This is a genomic window from Fortiea sp. LEGE XX443, from assembly GCF_015206815.1.
Taxonomy (GTDB): domain Bacteria; phylum Cyanobacteriota; class Cyanobacteriia; order Cyanobacteriales; family Nostocaceae; genus Nostoc_B.
Map to the genome: position 1 here is coordinate 1 of NZ_JADEXZ010000009.1, position 18,370 is coordinate 18,370.

13 protein-coding genes are annotated in these 18,370 nt (G+C 41.3%); 4 read left to right on the forward strand and 9 right to left on the reverse strand.

Features of this window, described 5'->3' with window-relative positions; genetic code table 11:
* Positions 1-314 precede the first annotated feature (314 nt).
* The 6 genes from hemB to IQ259_RS05865 form a co-directional block, all read right to left on the reverse strand.
* Positions 315-1,325, reverse strand: coding sequence for a porphobilinogen synthase (gene hemB / locus IQ259_RS05840; protein ID WP_193882292.1), 1,011 nt, complete (start codon positions 1,323-1,325; stop codon positions 315-317).
* Between the two features lie 438 nt (positions 1,326-1,763).
* Positions 1,764-2,552 (reverse strand): ABC-2 family transporter protein, encoded by a 789-nt coding sequence (locus tag IQ259_RS05845; protein ID WP_193882294.1) that lies wholly within the window; start codon positions 2,550-2,552, stop codon positions 1,764-1,766.
* A 6-nt stretch (positions 2,553-2,558) separates the two neighbouring features.
* A complete protein-coding gene (locus IQ259_RS05850; protein ID WP_193882298.1) occupies positions 2,559-3,539 on the reverse strand; it encodes an ATP-binding cassette domain-containing protein in 981 nt (326 codons plus the stop codon).
* 208 nt (positions 3,540-3,747) lie between these two features.
* Positions 3,748-5,394, reverse strand: coding sequence for an AarF/ABC1/UbiB kinase family protein (locus IQ259_RS05855; RefSeq protein ID WP_193882302.1), 1,647 nt, complete (start codon positions 5,392-5,394; stop codon positions 3,748-3,750).
* Between the two features lie 31 nt (positions 5,395-5,425).
* Positions 5,426-5,710: a membrane protein insertion efficiency factor YidD gene (gene yidD / locus IQ259_RS05860; RefSeq protein WP_193882305.1), complete on the reverse strand. Its 285-nt coding sequence runs from the start codon at positions 5,708-5,710 to the stop codon at positions 5,426-5,428.
* 84 nt (positions 5,711-5,794) lie between these two features.
* Positions 5,795-6,859, reverse strand: coding sequence for a mannose-1-phosphate guanylyltransferase (locus tag IQ259_RS05865; protein WP_193882308.1), 1,065 nt, complete (start codon positions 6,857-6,859; stop codon positions 5,795-5,797).
* 117 nt (positions 6,860-6,976) lie between these two features.
* Here IQ259_RS05865 and IQ259_RS05870 point away from each other — a divergent pair, with 117 nt between their 5' ends.
* From IQ259_RS05870 to murJ, 3 genes are all read left to right on the forward strand, one after another.
* A complete protein-coding gene (locus IQ259_RS05870) occupies positions 6,977-8,485 on the forward strand; it encodes an LCP family protein (RefSeq protein WP_193882312.1) in 1,509 nt (502 codons plus the stop codon).
* A gap of 160 nt (positions 8,486-8,645) precedes the next feature.
* A complete protein-coding gene (locus IQ259_RS05875) occupies positions 8,646-9,152 on the forward strand; it encodes a pentapeptide repeat-containing protein (protein ID WP_193882315.1) in 507 nt (168 codons plus the stop codon).
* Positions 9,153-9,262: 110 nt separating this feature from the next.
* Positions 9,263-10,867, forward strand: coding sequence for a murein biosynthesis integral membrane protein MurJ (gene murJ, locus IQ259_RS05880; RefSeq protein ID WP_193882318.1), 1,605 nt, complete (start codon positions 9,263-9,265; stop codon positions 10,865-10,867).
* A 169-nt stretch (positions 10,868-11,036) separates the two neighbouring features.
* Here murJ and IQ259_RS05885 read toward each other — a convergent pair whose 3' ends face one another.
* The 3 genes from IQ259_RS05885 to IQ259_RS05895 form a co-directional block, all read right to left on the reverse strand.
* On the reverse strand, positions 11,037-12,761 hold the full coding sequence (locus IQ259_RS05885; protein ID WP_193882321.1) for an ATP-binding protein: 1,725 nt from the start codon (positions 12,759-12,761) through the stop codon (positions 11,037-11,039).
* Positions 12,762-13,293: 532 nt separating this feature from the next.
* Positions 13,294-14,562 carry a methionine adenosyltransferase gene (metK, locus tag IQ259_RS05890; RefSeq protein ID WP_193882324.1) on the reverse strand — a complete coding sequence of 423 codons (1,269 nt, stop codon included), beginning with the start codon at positions 14,560-14,562 and terminating at the stop codon, positions 13,294-13,296.
* Between the two features lie 294 nt (positions 14,563-14,856).
* Positions 14,857-15,861: a phosphoribulokinase gene (locus IQ259_RS05895; RefSeq protein ID WP_193882327.1), complete on the reverse strand. Its 1,005-nt coding sequence runs from the start codon at positions 15,859-15,861 to the stop codon at positions 14,857-14,859.
* Between the two features lie 1,115 nt (positions 15,862-16,976).
* Between IQ259_RS05895 and petH the strand changes: the two genes are divergently transcribed.
* Positions 16,977-18,287 (forward strand): ferredoxin--NADP reductase, encoded by a 1,311-nt coding sequence (gene petH / locus IQ259_RS05900; protein ID WP_193882535.1) that lies wholly within the window; start codon positions 16,977-16,979, stop codon positions 18,285-18,287.
* The last annotated feature ends 83 nt before the right edge of the window (positions 18,288-18,370 follow it).

Below are 18,370 nucleotides of genomic sequence, written 5' to 3' on the forward strand. Positions count from 1 at the left end.
TAGAGAAGTGTTGGGCTTGGTTGAAAAGCCGAATTCGCAAACACTTACGCGACTCGGATAATTTGCGAGATGCCATTGATACTATTCTCAAACAAGCTGCGTCCTAATATCTATGGCGACAGCTATACTAAAAATTTCCCCCTAATTCTTTGCCGTTTTTGCAATAGATGGGTAGTCAAGGTCAAAGCATGAGGCCCAGCACCAATAATCGCCAGGTCAATTTTTGCAGGGATAGTGGTCATACTAATTCGTAATTAAGGCATAGAGAAAAACGCTTGATAGGGAATGCTCCCTTGTCTTCCTCATCTCGTCAGCTAGAGCAACATCAAAGCTACTTCTTTAGCAAAGTAAGTCAAAATTAAATCTGCGCCTGCGCGTTTCATGCTGGTTAAGCTTTCCAAAATTACCTGTTTTTCATCAATCCAACCCATTTGAGCAGCGGCTTTAATCATGGCGTACTCACCGCTAACGTTGTAAGCTGCAACTGGTAAATTTGTAGCTTCTTTTACCTGACATATTATGTCTAAGTAAGCTAAAGCAGGTTTGACCATGACGATATCTGCACCTTCGGCAATATCTTGTTCAATCTCTTTTAAAGCTTCTCTGGCGTTAGCTGCGTCCATTTGATAAGTCTTTTTATCGCCAAATTTCGGAGCAGAATCCAACGCATCACGAAAGGGGCCATAGTAAGCAGAGGCGTATTTTGCAGAGTAGGCTAGAATCCCGACGTTAATATAACCTTCCGCATTTAAAGCTTGACGAATTGCGCCGACTCTACCATCCATCATGTCGGAAGGTGCAACAAAATCTGTCCCGGCTGCGGCTTGAGATAGTGCCATTTTTACTAACACTTCTACTGTCAGGTCATTTAGAATAGTCCCTTTTTCATCTACTAAACCATCGTGACCATGAGTGGTGAAAGGGTCAAGGGCAACATCGGTAATGACAACAATTTCTGGGATTGCTTGTTTAATGGCTTTGACGGTTTGCTGTATTAACCCGTCTGGGTTGTAACTTTGAGTGCCTGTGTCGTCTTTTTTATTTTCGGGGATTACGGGGAACAATGCGATCGCATTAATCCCCAACTGTGACACTTCTGCTATTTCTTTGAGTAATAAATCTAAAGAGTATCGATAACACCCTGGCATAGAGGCGATTTCTACTTTTTGCCCCTCTCCTTCCATCACAAACATTGGATAAATGAGGTCATCTACGCTCAGAGTAGTTTCCCGCACCATCCGCCGTAGCGTTGTTGTCCGGCGTAGACGACGGGGACGTTGGAACGGGTTCAATGGCTTGTCGGTAGTTGAAGAAGCAGGCAACATAGAATTTAATTAAAATGATAATCATTATTGTAAACCTGTAGTAGACTTACCTGTTGTTTAAGCTTTACAGAGCTTTTTCTGAGATTTTTTTGCTTAACGGGTGACAACCCACATTCCACAGATATTAAAGCTAATTTAATAAATATGAATTTGGAGAATATCAAGCCTGAAATGATTATCAGTTAATCGTTTCAGGCTTTTTTTTAGTAAGATAATTGAGTGAGGCAGAGAGAGGAAGAACCATGAAAGAGTCAAAAGAGGCAATAAAAATCCTAGACACCCCTCTTCTGTCACTTTCCGGACAGCCAATCTCTGAAAGCTTTATCAGTCCGTCAATACAGGCTAGAGAATGCGGTTCATTCTTTCATCCCTAAATTCAGCAACGCCCTTACTGTAAAATTCTTAATCTCTCCGCGCCTCTGCGTGAAGCAAAAAATATTACGCACCCATTCCAGAATACCGCTTTAATCCTGCCCGCCACAACAGACGATTTGCGCCCAAAAATACCATTATCCAACCGATCATACATAAAAACCCCTGCACTACATCTACAGGTAGCCCCACCAAAAGACTTGCGGGGAAATCAATTAAATAGGGAAAAGGTGTAAATAAAACAATATTGCGGATATCTTCGGGAAATACATTTAAAGGGGCAATCATCCCAGATAAAAATAAAAAGAACAAAAACCAGAAATTTTCTAAAGCACTAGCCCGTTCTGTCCAAAAGGCTAACACTGCAAAGGTGTACTGAATTACAAATCGTAGGATAAACGCTAGTATTACCGCTAACGTAAATAGAAACAGTTGACCTAAACTCGGCAACCAAAATGCCTGAGGATACAGCACAAAAAACAAACCAATTAACAGTATGGCAAATGGTATGCGAGCAACTCTCTCAGAAAGATGGGCTGCAACGTGATGCCATACAGGATCTAGCGGTTGTAATAATTTAGGTGATAGCTTACCCTCTACTACTTCCTTTTCAAATTCCCAAATTACCCAAACAACCGTAATTTGCCTGACAACAAAAACTGTCAAAAAGTAACGGGCAAAATCCACAGATGTTAAACCAAATCTTCCTCCTTGCGCCGCTTGTATCCAAACACCCATCAGTATAATTGGCAAAGATCCAGCCAAAACCCATAAAAGTAGTTCTGCACGATATTCCACCATATAGGCGTAGTATACAGAAAGCAAAGTTAGGGTTTTTCTAATAATTTTTTTCATTAGTTTCTAGACAACTCCCGCCTGAAATACTTTTCCTATGACTTCTTCTACAGGCGGTTCAGTCACTTTTAAATCGATGACTTCTAAATCTGCCAAAATCTGAGACACTGTACGGGTAAGTGCTTCTTGCTGTACCATGAAACATACTGCTCGCCCGTCTAAAAGTTGCACATCTCCATAAAACTGGAGTTTTTCTTTAGGTAATGGTTGGGCTAACTCTACATGAACTTCTCGGTATGGTGCAAAGCGTTCTAGCAGTCCATCCAAACTACCGTCATACATCAGCTTCCCTTGGTGAATTAATAACACTCTTTCACACAGAGCGGTAATATCAGCCATATAGTGGCTAGTTAATAATACTGTTGCCTGATAACGTTGATTGTAGTCCCGTAAAAAATCACGTACTGCTACCTGAGCATTAACATCCAGTCCCAGGGTTGGTTCATCGAGAAACAACACTTGCGGACGGTGTAAAAGTGCTGCTAACAATTCTGCTTTCATCCGCTCACCCAAAGACAGCTTGCGTACTGGTTGAGTTAGCTTTCCTTGTAAGTTCAACATCTCTGTTAATTCTCTTACCCGTGCGTAAAATTCTTTATCAGAGATGTCGTACACAGCAGCATTAATCTTTAAAGAGTCTAGTGCGGGTAAGTCCCAGAGCAACTGCTGTTTTTGTCCCATCACCAAGGTGATTTTTTGCAAAAATGCTTCTTGGCGCTGAAACGGAATGTGTCCAGCTACTCTAACTGTCCCACTGGAAGGATGAATTAGACCGGTAAGCATTTTGAGTGTGGTAGTTTTTCCAGCACCGTTTGGCCCCAAAAACCCCACTACTTCACCAGGAGCAATTTCAAAAGAAACATTCTCTACAGCTTTAATAGAACGGTAGGTGCGGCGGAAAAAGTGGGTAAGCGTCCCAGCTATACCCGGTTCTTTGACAGCTACCGGATAAAATTTACTTAAATTTTCAGCAAATATAGTTGACATACAATTTATCTTAAAACCTTTGAGGAACCCGATGTTGGTGAAATAAATCATCTGCATGGCAGTTGTTGAATGGGGAGATTTGCTCACTCAACTAGCTCCGCAACCCCTGGATTCATCCATTTGCTGTTTTAAATCTTGAATACTTATTTTTTGTCCAGATACAAGTATTATGATTTGCAGTGGTTAATTCTGGGTAAGGCTCTAGATTCTAACGCAAACGCCCCGATCGCAATATACTGATAATCAACCACAATCCCAATAAACTTGCGGCTGCAAATAATACACTGCTTAAAAACGATAATTGCGTTGTCTGCGCTTTCGTAGAAATAATTGCTGCCCCCATAATCAGTGAACCTACTAAAATACTGAAAGATAAACGGTTGGCAGCGTCGTCCATAGTACGGCGCACACCATCTAATCCATGCAGAGAGAAATTCCACCGCAAGGTTTCTGATGTTACACGGTCGAGTAATAGTTCAATTTGTCGGGGTGATTGTAATGATAAACTTTTTAAATCCAAGGCTGTGCGGAGGAGCGATCGCACCGGACTCTCCCCTACCAATTGCCGTTGAAACAAGTCTGTAATTAACGGCTTGACTTCATCAAAAAGATTAATTTCTGGATTAAAGGCACGGGCTACCCCTTCTAAGTTAGCTAGAGTTTTGGCATACAAGCCCATATTGCTAGGTAATCTAATTTTATTGTTGCGGGCAACTTGCAAAATTTCATAAATTACTTGACTAAAATTCATCTGTGTCAAGCTGACATTATGATATTTTCGCAACATGCGATCGTAATCGTTTTCTAATCGCGCCACAATTACGGGCTGTGCCGAATCTGCTAGTTGCAAAGTTAACTGAGCGCACCTTCCCGCATCTAAATCCACGATCGCCAACAACATCTCTGTTAAAATCTGCTGAGTCCGGGGATCAAGTCTGCCGACCATGCCACAATCTAGAAGCGCCACCCGACCATCTTGGAGGTAAAATAAATTTCCCGGATGGGGATCGGCATGAAAAAAGCCATCAATATATAGCTGTTGGAAAAATGCCCGAAATAGTAAAGTGGTGATATCTTTACGTTGGGTTGTAATATCTTTACCATTTTTGTCACCGCTCAACGTTGCTGACAGTAAAGGCACTCCATCTAACCATTCCATCACCAATAACTTTTCTGATGTGAGATGCCAGTGAATTTCCGCAACTACAATTTGTTTTGGGTCAAACCAGCGACCCTTGGATAAATTACGTCGTAGTTGGTCTGTAAAACCGGCTTCCCGTGTAAAATCTAACTCGGCCTCTAAAGCTTTGGTAAATTCTTCGGCAATAGATTTAATTTCGTAAGTTTGCCCAAAGTCAGTCCGGGCAACTAAATCAGCGATCCCCTGAATTAAAGCAATATCTTGGGCAATGGTAATATCAATTCCAGGACGTTGCACCTTCAGCGCTACTTCCCGACCATCTGCTAATGTGGCACGATGGGTCTGGGCAATTGATCCCGCTGCCACTGGTACTGAATTAATTTTCGGAAAAACTTCTTCCAGCGGACGTTTTAGCTGTTTGCGGATAACTACTTCTACCTCTGCCCAAGGTACTGGCGGTACTTCATCTTGCAGCGTTGATAGTTCCTCAATGTAGGCAGCACTCAGTAAATCTGGTCTGGTAGATAATAGCTGACCAAGCTTGACATAAACAGGCCCTAAATCTACCAGGATATTTTTTAATACCGCTGGGGTAGGTAGCTGCGGTTCATCAGCTTTGCCACCAGTCAGCAGCCTTCGCATATAATCCCAGCCATTACGAAGCACTACTTCAATAATTTCTCGTTGACGAGGAACAGTTTGAGTCAGGAACATTTTGGTAAGCAACTGCCAGGAAGCAGAGAAGTTAAAAGGGTAGACAACAGGGAATTACAATACAGCCAGAGCTATTTTTAGTTAAAGTTTTACTGGCAAAAACACAGTCTTGAAATCTTTGTTGAGATGATTTTACGACTTCTATCAAGCTCTGCTCATAAAACATTCTTTTAATGTAAGTTGAGCAAGATTCTCCACCATGCAACTGGCGATGGGGACAAGAAAATCCTTTAAATGGTGAAATATATTTCTGATAAGCTGTGATGAAGTTAATCGCCATTGTCTTGGCCAGAGGCTCAAAGCTGAGGGTAGTCATAACTGTCAGTAAAAATAACAAACAGTCAAGTTATAATAGAAAAAATAGCTTTCAAGCCTCTGTCAAGAGTTTTAATTTTTATAGTTACAGTAGGTCAGTAAAGCGGGGATCACTTTGCAGGATTTTAAGAACCTGTTTAATTTCTTGGGTGCGTTCTTTGTTGACGATGAGAGTGACATTGCGATCGCGCACAATCACCACATCCTCTAAACCAATAGTAACAATTACATCCTCTGGATTAGTAGCATAAACAATAGCTCCTTGCGTATCCACTCCTACATGAGTAGCTAATTCTACATTGGGATTCTCTTCTTTTTTTAGTAAACGCTCGATCGCATTCCAATCTCCTAAATCATCCCAACCAAATTCCACCGGCATGACATATGCTAGATTGGTCTTTTCCATGAGTGCATAGTCTATACTCTTTTTAGGCAACTGGGGGTAAACCTCAGAGCCATATTGTTCCAGGGGTTTGATGATTTCTGGGGCGTGGGTGTGTAGTTCCTCAAGAACAACCCCAGCCCGAAACACAAACATGCCACTATTCCAGCTAAAACGTCCCGTAGATAAAAAAGTTTCTGCTAATTCACGGCTGGGCTTTTCAGTAAAGCGGTTGACATGATAAGCTGGCAACTCATTAAAGCTACCAATCTTTTCACCTTGTTCAATGTAGCCGTAACCAGTTGATGGAAAAGTGGGCTTGATTCCTAAAGTAACAATCGCTTTGGTGCTTGTTGCTAGTTGAGTAGCAGCCTTTATTGTGTCTGTAAACGCTTGCTGGTCAGCTATCCAATGATCAGCAGGAAAAAAGCCAATGATAGCGTCTTCTCCATAACGCTTTTTAATTTCTAAACTTGTCCAAGCAACAGCAGCGGCAGTATCCCTTCCCTCTACCTCAATCAGTAAGTTTTGCGATGGCAGTTCGGGTAACTGTTGGCGAACACCTTCCGCTATCTGGCTGGAAGTAATCACCCATAAGGAATCCCAACTGTCTGCCAATGGGAGCAATCGTTCAGCGGTTGCTTGCAGTAAACTTTTAGAACTGCCATCCAAGCTTAAAAATTGTTTAGGTCGATTTTTTCGACTTAGAGGCCAAAAACGCTCACCTTTGCCACCAGCAAGGATGACGGGGAACAATGAACTATTCATGTTGTCATACACAGCTACGTAAGAACAATACAAGTTTACAGTGAGCTTTTACGCTGGCAAGATTTGTAGCTTGCATTAACATAACTTTTAAGGCAGTGGTTGAGTGGGGAGAGAATTGTGATTAGAGAAGTTCAATGGTCAGAAAATCAGGTTACACCTCAACAAATACCAGATATAGAGTTTGAGGTAACACCTGGTCAAATACAACGGGTAGATAGCCAGGGAACGCTGCAATCATTGTCAGCGACCGATTCGGAGGTAATGACTCAAGCACCAACCAACGCTTCTCGTAGCGTTGTCGAGTCGGTGAGTGCCATCCCCAACGAACTGTACGATAGATTGGGCTTGAGTATGCCCCGTTGGCTACTGTGGATACTCACGGTGGTGATGGGGATAATTCTCTCTGGGCTGCTGGTATCGACCTTGGCGCTATGGACTCCCTTGTGGAGCAATCTGGATAAAACAGATGAAGAACTGGGATTTGCTGGTAAAGATGAGCAGAAGATGCCCTTACCAGGGGAATTATGGAGCAAAATTTCTCAATACCAGCTATCACGTCCCATGAATATTTTGATTATGGGAATTGAGCCAGTCAATGATGCTGTGGATGGCTCACCAGAAAGTTTTGCTGGTAAAAGCGACACTATGCTCTTGGTACGCCTCAACCCCAGTGATAAATCAATTCGAGTACTTTCTATTCCCAGAGATACCATGATTGCAATCCCAGAAAAGGGATTAACAAAGCTATCTGAAGCCAATCCTCAAGGTGGGCCAGTCTTGGCAGCGCGGGTAGTGAGCCGTACTTTGAATAATGCCCCAATTGACCGCTACATTAGGATTTCTACCAGTGGCTTAAGGCAATTAGTTGATCAATTGGGTGGAATAGAAGTATTTGTACCTAAAGCAATGGAATATCAAGACAGTAGCAGTCAGCTGTCAATTAATCTAGTCAGTGGCTGGCAAACCCTCAACGGCGAACAGGCAGAAAAGTTTGCCCGTTTCCGTGAGGATGGATTGGGGGATTTACCGAGAGTACAACGTCAACAAGCACTCATGTCGGCATTAGTCCAACGCCTAAATAGTCCTACTGTTCTACCTAAGTTGCCTCAATTAACCCGCATCATGCGGAAATATTTTGATACCAACTTAAAGATAGAAGAAATGATGGCGTTGGTGAATTTTTCTGTAAATGTGGAGCGGAATAATTTCCAAATGACCACTTTACCTGGTACATTCAGCCGTTTCAGTAAAGATCCCAATAGCTATTGGCTGAATATGACGGGACAACAGAATCTACTGAATAATTATGTTGGGGTAGATGTACCCGGACTCAAATCAGATGTGCGTCCGGTTTCTAACCTCAAAATTGCTATTCAAAATGCTTCTAATCAACCACAAGTAACAGAAAAAGTTATTGCTTATCTTAAAGAGAAAGGCTTTAAAAATATTTACACAGTCTCGGATTGGCCAGATAGCCAGCGCCAAACTCAGATTATTGTCCAAAAAGGCAGCCGACAGCCTGGAATTGACTTGCAAAAAGTCTTAGGCTTAGGTCAAATCGAGGTGTCAACATCTGGAGATTTGGAATCTGATATCACAATTCGAGTTGGGAAAGATTGGAAATAGTCAGTAGTCAAAAGTCAAAAGTCATTACTTATTTGGCTGTTGACTATTGACTACATAGACAATTAGTAAAGTTATGAAAAAGATTTGGCTGAGTTTATTAAGTTTACAAGAATTAAATTTTACTTATTCTTCATAACTTGGTTGTAAAGTTAGTAAAGCTATGAAAAAGATTTGGCTGAGTTTATTAAATTTAATTATAATTTTGCTTTTGGCTGGTCTGTGGATAATACTTAGCCCAAGACCAGCCTTTGCTCAAATTAATACAATCAACTACAGCAATACCAATTTAGAAAACCGGGACTTTGCCAATGCTGATTTGGTAGGTGTAACTTTTGTAGCTGCGGAAATGCGGGGTACAAATTTCCAAGGAGCGAATTTAAGCAACGCTATTTTTACTAAGGGTGTTTTATTAAAGGCTAATTTAGAAGGCGCAAACTTGACGGGTGCTTTAGTAGATCGCGCTACTTTAGATAGTGCTAACTTAAAAAATGCTAATTTTACCGAAGCTACATTGACTAGTAGCCGCTTTTACGATGCTGACATCACTGGCGCGGATTTCACTGACGCTTTAATTGACCGTTATCAGGTGTCGCTACTTTGCGAGAGAGCAGATGGGGTCAATTTAATTACAGGTGTCGCTACGCGGGAGAGCTTGGGGTGTAAATAAAACGATGAAGTGGGAAGTTTGAAATATATTAATTAAATGTTTTTAAATGTGGATTGTTCAGCTTTTAACCTTGAAACTTCATCCTTCTCCAGAGTTCTCAGGTATTATTTGTGACTAATCAAGAGCCAAAACCCTCTCGTTCTTTCGCTGGGATTGCTGGCATTGTTGCCGCAGCCACCTTAATTAGTAAAGTATTTGGTTTAGTAAGACAGCAGGCGATCGCAGCCGCTTTTGGTGTGGGTGCTGCTGCTACAGCCTATAGCTATGCTTATATTATTCCTGGTTTTTTATTGATATTACTGGGTGGTGTAAATGGGCCATTACACAGTGCAGTTGTCAGCGTTTTAGCAAAGCGCAAACAAAAAGAAGCAGCCCCTCTAGTGGAAACGGTGACAACCCTAGTAGGTGGAATCTTGTTGCTGGTGACTGTTGCTCAGGTTTTCTTAGCAGATACGATTGTTGATATTGTTGGTTATGGTTTAGCACCTAACACTAGAGCGATCGCTATCCAACAACTCCGAATTATGGCTCCAATGGCTTTATTTTCGGGATTGATTGGCATTGGATTCGGTACTCTCAATGCTGCTCATCAATATTGGTTGCTTTCTATTAGCCCCTTGCTATCCAGTATTACTGTAGTTGCAGGCATTAGTATTTTGACTTTGCAATTGGGCAAAGACATTATTTTGCCAGAATATGCCTTTATTGGTGGGATGGTGTTAGCTTGGGGAACTTTAGCCGGGGCAATTCTCCAATGGATAGTGCAGCTAATTGTCCAGTGGCGATTGGGATTAGGTACTTTACGTCTGCGGTTTGATTTTAAAGCTCCTGGCGTTCAAGAAGTAATTAGAATCATGACACCGGCAACAATTTCTTCGGGAATGATGCCGATTAATGTCGCTACAGACCTTTATTTTGCCAGTCCTATCCCTGGTGCTGCGGCTGGTTTTAACTATGCGAATTTGTTGGTACAAACGCCTTTAGGGATTATTTCTAATATTATTTTGTTGCCTTTATTACCAATTTTTGCCAAACTAGCCGAACCAGAAAATTGGCCAGACTTGAAATTACGCATCCGCCAAGGATTATTATTGACTGCCGTCACCATGTTACCTCTGGGAGCGTTAATGGTGGTTTTATCTGTGCCAATTGTGCAGGTAGTATATGAACGAGGAGCCTTTAAGCAAGATGCTACGCAGTTGGTTTCTTCACTGTTGGTTGCCTATGGCATAGGGATGTTTGCTTATTTAGGGCGTGATGTTTTGGTGCGGGTATTTTACGCCTTGGGAGATGGACAAACACCGTTTCGCATCAGCACTTTTAACATTTTGCTTAACGCTGTACTGGATTGGTTGTTAGTAAAACAGTTTGGCGCACCGGGTTTGGTGTTAGCAACTGTTGGTGTTAATTGCAGTTCAATGTTAATGCTGTTATGGTTGCTAGATCGCAAGCTTAACGGTTTACCTTGGCGTGAGTGGAGTTTGCCAATTTTCGGTTTAACTAGCGGTAGTATTGTTGCTGGAGTAGCCAGCTATGCTACTTTATTTGGTTTGCAGCAGTTATTAGGTACAAAAGGCTTAGTAATTCAGTTAGTACAGTTGTCAGTTGCTGGTTTAATTGGTTTAGTTGTGTTTGCTGCGATCGCTTCACTCATGAAAATTCCAGAAGTGAATATTTTTGTTGTGCGGTTGCGTCAGCGTTTCTGGAAAAAGTAACTGATACAGAGAAAAAACCATAGACAAGTTAGCGGCTGATCATAAAGTAGAGTGCGTTTGTCGTTAGACGTTCTCAAAAGCTAGAAAGAGAAAAAGAAGAGAACTCAAATTGGACTTATGCCTTAATTCAAACTTGACAAAGTACCTAAGAGTAATCTGGGAAGAAAGTCTATTCCTTAACAGTCAGAGGTAAGCGCACAGTAAAAATCGAGCCTACCCCTGGCTGACTTTTCACCAAAATCTCACCACCCATCATCTGGCAAAAATGGCGACTAATTGCTAACCCCAGCCCCGTACCACCATACTTTTTAGTGGTTGAATTATCCCCTTGAATAAAAGGTTGAAATAACTGTTGCTGTTGATGATGAGTCATACCAATTCCTGTATCAGCAACCGTAAATAAAATCATGCCTAAAGGAGCTTCTGATGGTGAGTTTGGTTTCTCACTTTTAACAGTTAGTGTTACTTTACCGTGATTGGTAAATTTAGCAGCATTACTCAGCAGATTTAATAATACTTGCCGCATCCTTGTTTGATCTGTATACATTGTTCCTAGTTGCTCGTCGCAATCTATTTCTAAAATATTGCCATTTTTTTCTATAGATGGCTTAATAGTTAGGACAAGATTATTAATCAGGTTGGCAATTTCAAATGTCTCTGGATAAAGAGTCATTTTCCCCGCTTCAATTTTTGACAAGTCGAGGATGTCGTTAATCAATTCTAGTAAATGCCTACCTGCGGAATTGATTGTTTCTAAATCAGTAATAAAATCTCCCGATAAATTTAAATCTGTAGCGTCATCTTGCAGTAGTTGGCTCAGTCCAATTACTGCATTTAACGGTGTACGTAATTCGTGACTGACGTTTGCCAGAAATACACTCTTGGCTTTACTAGCAGCTTCGGCTAATTCTTTAGCTTGTTCTAGTTGTTTAGTGCGCTCAGATACCCGTTCAATGAGACGATTGAGCGATTTTGCTAACAAGCCAATTTCATCTTCGGTGGTGACAGGTGCGCGTAAATCAAAATTAGATTTTCGGGCGACTTGTTCTGCTACTTGGGTAACGGTAATGACTGGTTCTGCGATCGCTCGACTGGTGCGCCAAGCTATAATAGCGGCGATCGCTACTGACACCAGCATACTCACCATTACAATTAATCTCTCAACTCCTTTAGCCTGCTCTACGTCCTTTTGTCTGTCCTGTTCTTGATTTTCGGCCGTTTGCAGAATATTAGTTAATTTGATTGAAAGACGATCTAACTGCATGGCAGTTTCACCACGCATTATTTTTAATAACTCCTCTCTGACTAAAATGATTTGCTCTGGTTGTAAGGGCTGTTGCTCGACTTCTTTTAATACAGATTCTATTTTGTCAACATAATATCTTAAATTAATTGCATAATCTTCTAATAGAGCTTGCAAATTAGCACTTGTTGCTGCTAATTGCATCGGTTTTTTTTCAATAAAATCGCCAATCTTTTGCTCTAAATCCTGAGCTTTATTAACATTATCTAAAAAATCGGTTTTCTTAGTTAATAATTGTTTTGAATTTTCTAGTACTGCAACTAAATTAGAACTATGTAATTGCGCCCCAACTACTGCGTTTTTATAGTTAGTCAGTAGTTGGCGTTGTTCTTGGGCTTGATTAAACTGCCTAATTTCTCGCCCCCGATAGTAGTTGGCAATCACCAAACCAGTAAGTGAACCAAAAAAGCCAATACCAATAGCTACAAAGTAGCCATAGCCAATTTTCTGATGTATCCGCCAAGAACTTGCCTTGAGTTTCCCACTGGAGGGAAATTCTATAGTTGGTAGTTCTTCGGTTGATGAATCTTCGGTTGGCACTTTTTTGCTTTCTAAACTGCCGTCAATTGGGTTAGGCTTGTGAGTTTGCATTCGTCAAATCTCCTCGCCCTGCCGCAAAAATCGCCACATCAATTTCATCTTTAAAATTAAATTAACCGGTGATTAACACCTACACAATTTTTTTTGAGAAGCAGCGTAAATAATTATTCTTTAAATAATTGCCATGACTTCATTGTATTTGGGTGATTTTGATATGAATGTATACAACAACACTGCATAAATGGAAAAATCTGTGTTTGTAATCAATACTTTTCTAGAGTAAAGCGTATTCTGGGATTTTATCCTGATCGTTACTGTTTTTGAAACCCAGTTAATTGCAGTGGTTTTTAACTATTAGCTACGCTGTACTTTATTTTACTCTTACCTTAGCTGATTTAAATATCTAGATAGTAGACAGATTTATCCATATGATATCTTATCATCAATTACTGCAACTCTCAAACAAATTTCCTATTTTTAGAGTCTTTAGCAATAAAAAGCCTCTGTCTTGTTACTACTTGAGTAATATCAAGACAGAGGTAGTTGCTTATAATGTTACTGTGATTTTTAGTGTAGTATGCTACTAGGCGATCGCTGTCGCTGTTGAACGTAACTTGTCAACTGCTTGCTTCAACAATTCTGCCTTATCGGTTTGTTCCCAAGGCAAGTCTAAATCGTTTCGTCCCAAATGACCGTAAGCCGCGATGTCCTGATAAAAACGTCCGCCTCTTTCACTTGGTAACTTGCGTAAATTGAAAGTATGAATAATCCCCGCTGGCCGTAGTTCAAAGTTCTGTTTGACTAATTCCAACAAGATTTCATCATCTACTTTCCCAGTCCCAAAAGTATCCAGAAAAATACTGACTGGTCTGGCTACACCAATGGCATAACTCAGCTGAACTTCACATTTTTCTGCCAACCCCGCAGCTACAATGTTTTTTGCCACATGGCGAGCAGCGTAAGCAGCAGAACGGTCTACCTTTGTGGGGTCTTTACCAGAAAAAGCACCACCACCGTGTCGAGAATAACCACCATACGTATCAATGATGATTTTCCGTCCTGTCAGCCCAGAATCACCTTGAGGCCCACCAATAACAAATTTACCTGTGGGGTTGACTAAAAAGCGTGTATCTTGATCGGGCTTAATGTCAATATCACTAAAAACAGGTGCGACCACTGCTGACCAGAGGTCTTGTCTGATTTTAGCTTGCACGGCTGCCTCATCCTTAATTTCCCCAATGGTAGCTGTATGCTGAGTGGAAATCAGGATAGTATCAATGCCTACGGGTCTACCATCTTCGTAGACTATGGTAACTTGGGTTTTACCATCAGGACGCAGGTATGCCAATTCACCTGTTTTGCGGACTGCTGCCAGTCGGCGAGCAATGCGGTGGGCAAGACTGATGGGTAAGGGCATCAGTTCAGGGGTTTCGTTGCAAGCAAAGCCAAACATGATGCCTTGGTCGCCTGCGCCAATGGTATCGAATAGTTCATCACTATCCTGTTGGCGAGTTTCTTGGGCGATGTTAACGCCTTGGGCAATGTCAGGCGATTGTTCATCTAATGCTACGATAACACTGGTGCTGTTAGCAGAAAAGCCGTTATCTGCATCGACATAACCAATTTCGGCTATTTTTTTGCGAGCAAGATTTACATAATTGACATTGGCTTTGGTGGTAATTTCACCTGTAATTAGAACTAAGCCAGTGTTAACTACTACCTCAGCAGCAACACGACTACTAGGGTCTTGTGTCAGTAAAGCATCAAGAATTGTATCTGAAATTTGATCGCAGATTTTATCTGGATGACCTTCAGTTACTGACTCGGAGGTAAATAAATAGCGTCGAGACAAAGAAACTTCCTCCTGTGATGTTATTATCACTGACTAAATATAGCTATTTAGTTCAGACGATTATTTTTGGAATCATACCAATCTTGACACATTCGGTAGTAAGTGTAGTGTGATCTTTCAAAACACATAATCAAGTTTGAGTATTTGTAAAGGAAGTATTAGTTAAATATTGGGGATTTTCAATAGTAGTCATCAAAGGCAACAGTGGAAATTCGTTCCCTAAGTCACCTAAATAAAAAGGGGATGCCCCCGGAAGCACCCCCAAAACTTTGACACAAACACTGCTGTTTTGTTTTAGACTTGAACTGCTAGTTTTGCTTCCTTTGATGTCAAACGTTCGTAGGCAGCACGCATTTTTAAACCTGTCAGCACTTGGAACAAACCAGTTCCATTGTTGGAACCTGGATATTCACGGTGTTGGAGTAACAAGTGAGTCATCTCACCTTCATACTTGGTGGATGTGTTGCTGAGGTGGTTTTCGATGTAAATTACTTCATCTAGGTTGTCAAATTGACCATCTACCTCTAGGACTGAGACATAGCGGCCGTAGTAAACATCGGAACCGTAGTACAGTTGCATACCAGGATAGGAACAGGTCAGCTTGCGTCCACAAGGAGTCCAGTGAATTGTTGACCCTTCATCAAAGAGGTAGACTGGAGTAAAGCCTTCCTTGCCTTCCCGCTGTAACATACGTACCCGCAAAACTTTGCGGTCTGTATCGTTTTTAATCAGGTTAGTGGGTAATACTTGGAGAACTACGTCGGCGAATTCTCTTTGGGGTTCGATGTATTTTGTAAAGTCGGGTTTACGGGAGTTGATAGCAGCTAAGACATCTTCGTAGCGATGACCTCTTTCTGCCATATCACGTTGAATTTTCCAGGCAATTTTAACTTCATCGCTGATGTCAAAATATACGCTGAAATCAAGCAGCGATCGCACCCGTTCATCATATAAAGGATGTAGACCTTCCACCACAATAATGTGATTTGGCTCTACTCTTTCTGGCGGATCAATCATGCCGGTTTCGTGGTTATAAATCGGCTTATCAATCGCTTGACCTTCTTTGAGCGCTTTAATTTGCTCATACATCAAGTCGAAATTGTTTGCCCTGGGGTCAAGTGCAGTTATCCCAGTTTCTTTGCGCTGTTTGCGATCTAGGCAATGATAGTCATCTAAACAGATGACTGTCATAAACCCTTCACCAAATAAGTCGATCAAACGACGCAAAAAAGTAGACTTGCCACACCCGGAGTCTCCGGCTACTCCAATTAGTACCACGCGTTCCGGCTTATTTGTCATAAATCTCCTCTAAATACTAAATGTGTCAATCAATAATTTTTCACACAGCAGATTTTGAAGCCAGGAGTTTACCCCATTGGTTTTTCCTGTGTACTTGCTACTCAGCCACATAAAGATTTATCAGACGGGTAGACAACCAAATTAACGTCTGTTACTCGTCTGAGATTCTCTTATTTTGTAGCTAGTAAGTATTTAATCCTAGTGGTATAGTTAATTTTAACAGAAGGGGTTATCCTATACAAGATTTAATATCAGGAGTAATCTTCTGCTTTTACGGTCGTCTTGATGATTTGGTGATGAGGTTTCCAGACAAGCACAATTATTGTCCTTAGCCTATATTCTTAGTGATACACTTATCCTAAAAAAGTTGCTCAAGTGTAATTCTTCTTTGAAAGCCCATTTTTTGGAGTTTGTGCTTGTTCATTGGTATTAGCCCAACTCTCCAAACATTCAAAATTATCTACCTAAAGAATGATTAGACATTGGTGTTCACAATTTTGGCAAATACTTCAAGTATAAATATGAACCTGATAGCCAGCTTCTAATCGAGGTTGACAGATGTTTCACATCAAGTGAAGCTGATTGTAGCGCGTTATATCATCTTTTTCTCAATCATTGCTGCTTTACAAGGGTGTTTGTCCTAGATGTGTAATTAGCCATGACTAAATTAATAAATAGAAATACAGCCAAGCATTTGACTAGCTAAACACATACATACGCTAAAAAATTTGATCATTGCAGTAGATGATAGTGGTAATATTGAGATGCGATCGCCGTCATTGAGTATGGCCTTTAGGGGCTAAAATTATTTACATCAAGTCTTGTAGATTTTCAGATGCTATCTCCAGGAAAGAGTAGCTATTCACGAAAAAAAGATTAAATTGACTCATTATTAACATTCTCTAAGCAACTTATCCTCTATTTTAGAAGATGAACAGGTGTGTTTATTGCAGTGCCTACTTGTCTTTGGTGAGTGTACTTAGCAAGGCATCATTTTGTGATGCTTCTTTCCCAACGTGCTAGTTTTAGTAACCAAAAATCCGATAAACTAAAAACTGGCTTGGGAATAGTTTTTTTTGAAAAACGGTTAAGTAAATATCGGAGTGATAGAACGAATGTACAATCAAGGTGCTGTTGAGGGTGCTGCCAACACAGAATCAGGTAGCCGCGTCTTCGTTTACGAAGTGGTGGGTTTGCGTCAGAACAAAGAAACTGATCAAACGAACTACCCAATTCGTAAAAGTGGCAGTGTGTTCATCAGAGTGCCTTACAACCGCATGAATCAAGAAATGCGACGTATCACTCGCCTAGGCGGCAAAATTGTTAGCATTCAACCCGCAAGCGCTCTAGAGCAACTGAATGGTAAAGCCTCATTTATCAGTGCTGCACCTGGGAAGACTGCTAGTAATGAGGGGAATGGTCAAGCCACACCTGTGAAAGCGAAAAGTGAAGCGAAAGGCTTCGCTGAAGAACAGCTAAAGAATAAGGATAACAAAGGCAACACCATGACTCAAGCGAAAGCCAAAAAAGCCCACGCTGACGTTCCTGTAAACACTTATCGTCCCAATGCTCCATTTATTGGTAAGTGTATATCTAATGATCCGTTAGTTGGAGAAGGCGGGATTGGTATTGTTCAGCATATTAAATTTGACCTTTCTGGTAGTGACTTGAAGTACATTGAAGGTCAAAGTATTGGGATTATTCCCCCTGGTTTGGACAAGAATGGTAAGCCAGAAAAGCTCAGACTGTACTCAATTGCTTCTACTCGTCACGGCGACGATGTAGATGACAAGACAGTTTCGTTATGCGTCCGCCAGTTGGAATACAAGCACCCAGAATCTGGCGAAACAGTCTATGGTGTTTGCTCTACACATCTGTGTTTCCTCAAACCAGGGGAAGAAGTCAAAATCACCGGGCCAGTGGGTAAAGAAATGTTGTTACCCGACGACCCCGAAGCCAACGTCATCATGATGGCAACTGGTACAGGTATCGCGCCCATGCGTGCTTACTTATGGCGGATGTTTAAGGATGCAGAAAGAGCCGCTAACCCAGAATACCAATTCAAAGGATTCTCTTGGCTGATTTTTGGTGTTCCGACTACTCCCAATATTCTATATAAAGAAGAACTGGAAGAAATGCAGCAGAAGTATCCCGAAAACTTCCGCTTAACTTGTGCCATCAGCCGGGAACAAAAGAACCCTGAAGGTGGCAGAATGTACATTCAAGACCGCGTAGCCGAACACGCTGATGAACTGTGGCAGTTGATTAAAAACGAAAAAACCCACACCTACATCTGCGGTTTACGCGGTATGGAAGATGGTATTGATGCGGCTTTAACCGCTGCTGCTGCGAAAGAAGGCGTAACCTGGAGTGATTACCAGAAGGATCTAAAGAAAGCTGGTCGCTGGCATGTAGAAACTTACTAAGTTAGTCATTTGTCATTGGTCATTAGATTAAGACAAAAGATAACTGAAACAAGATAATCCGTAGGGTGGGCAATGCCCACCCT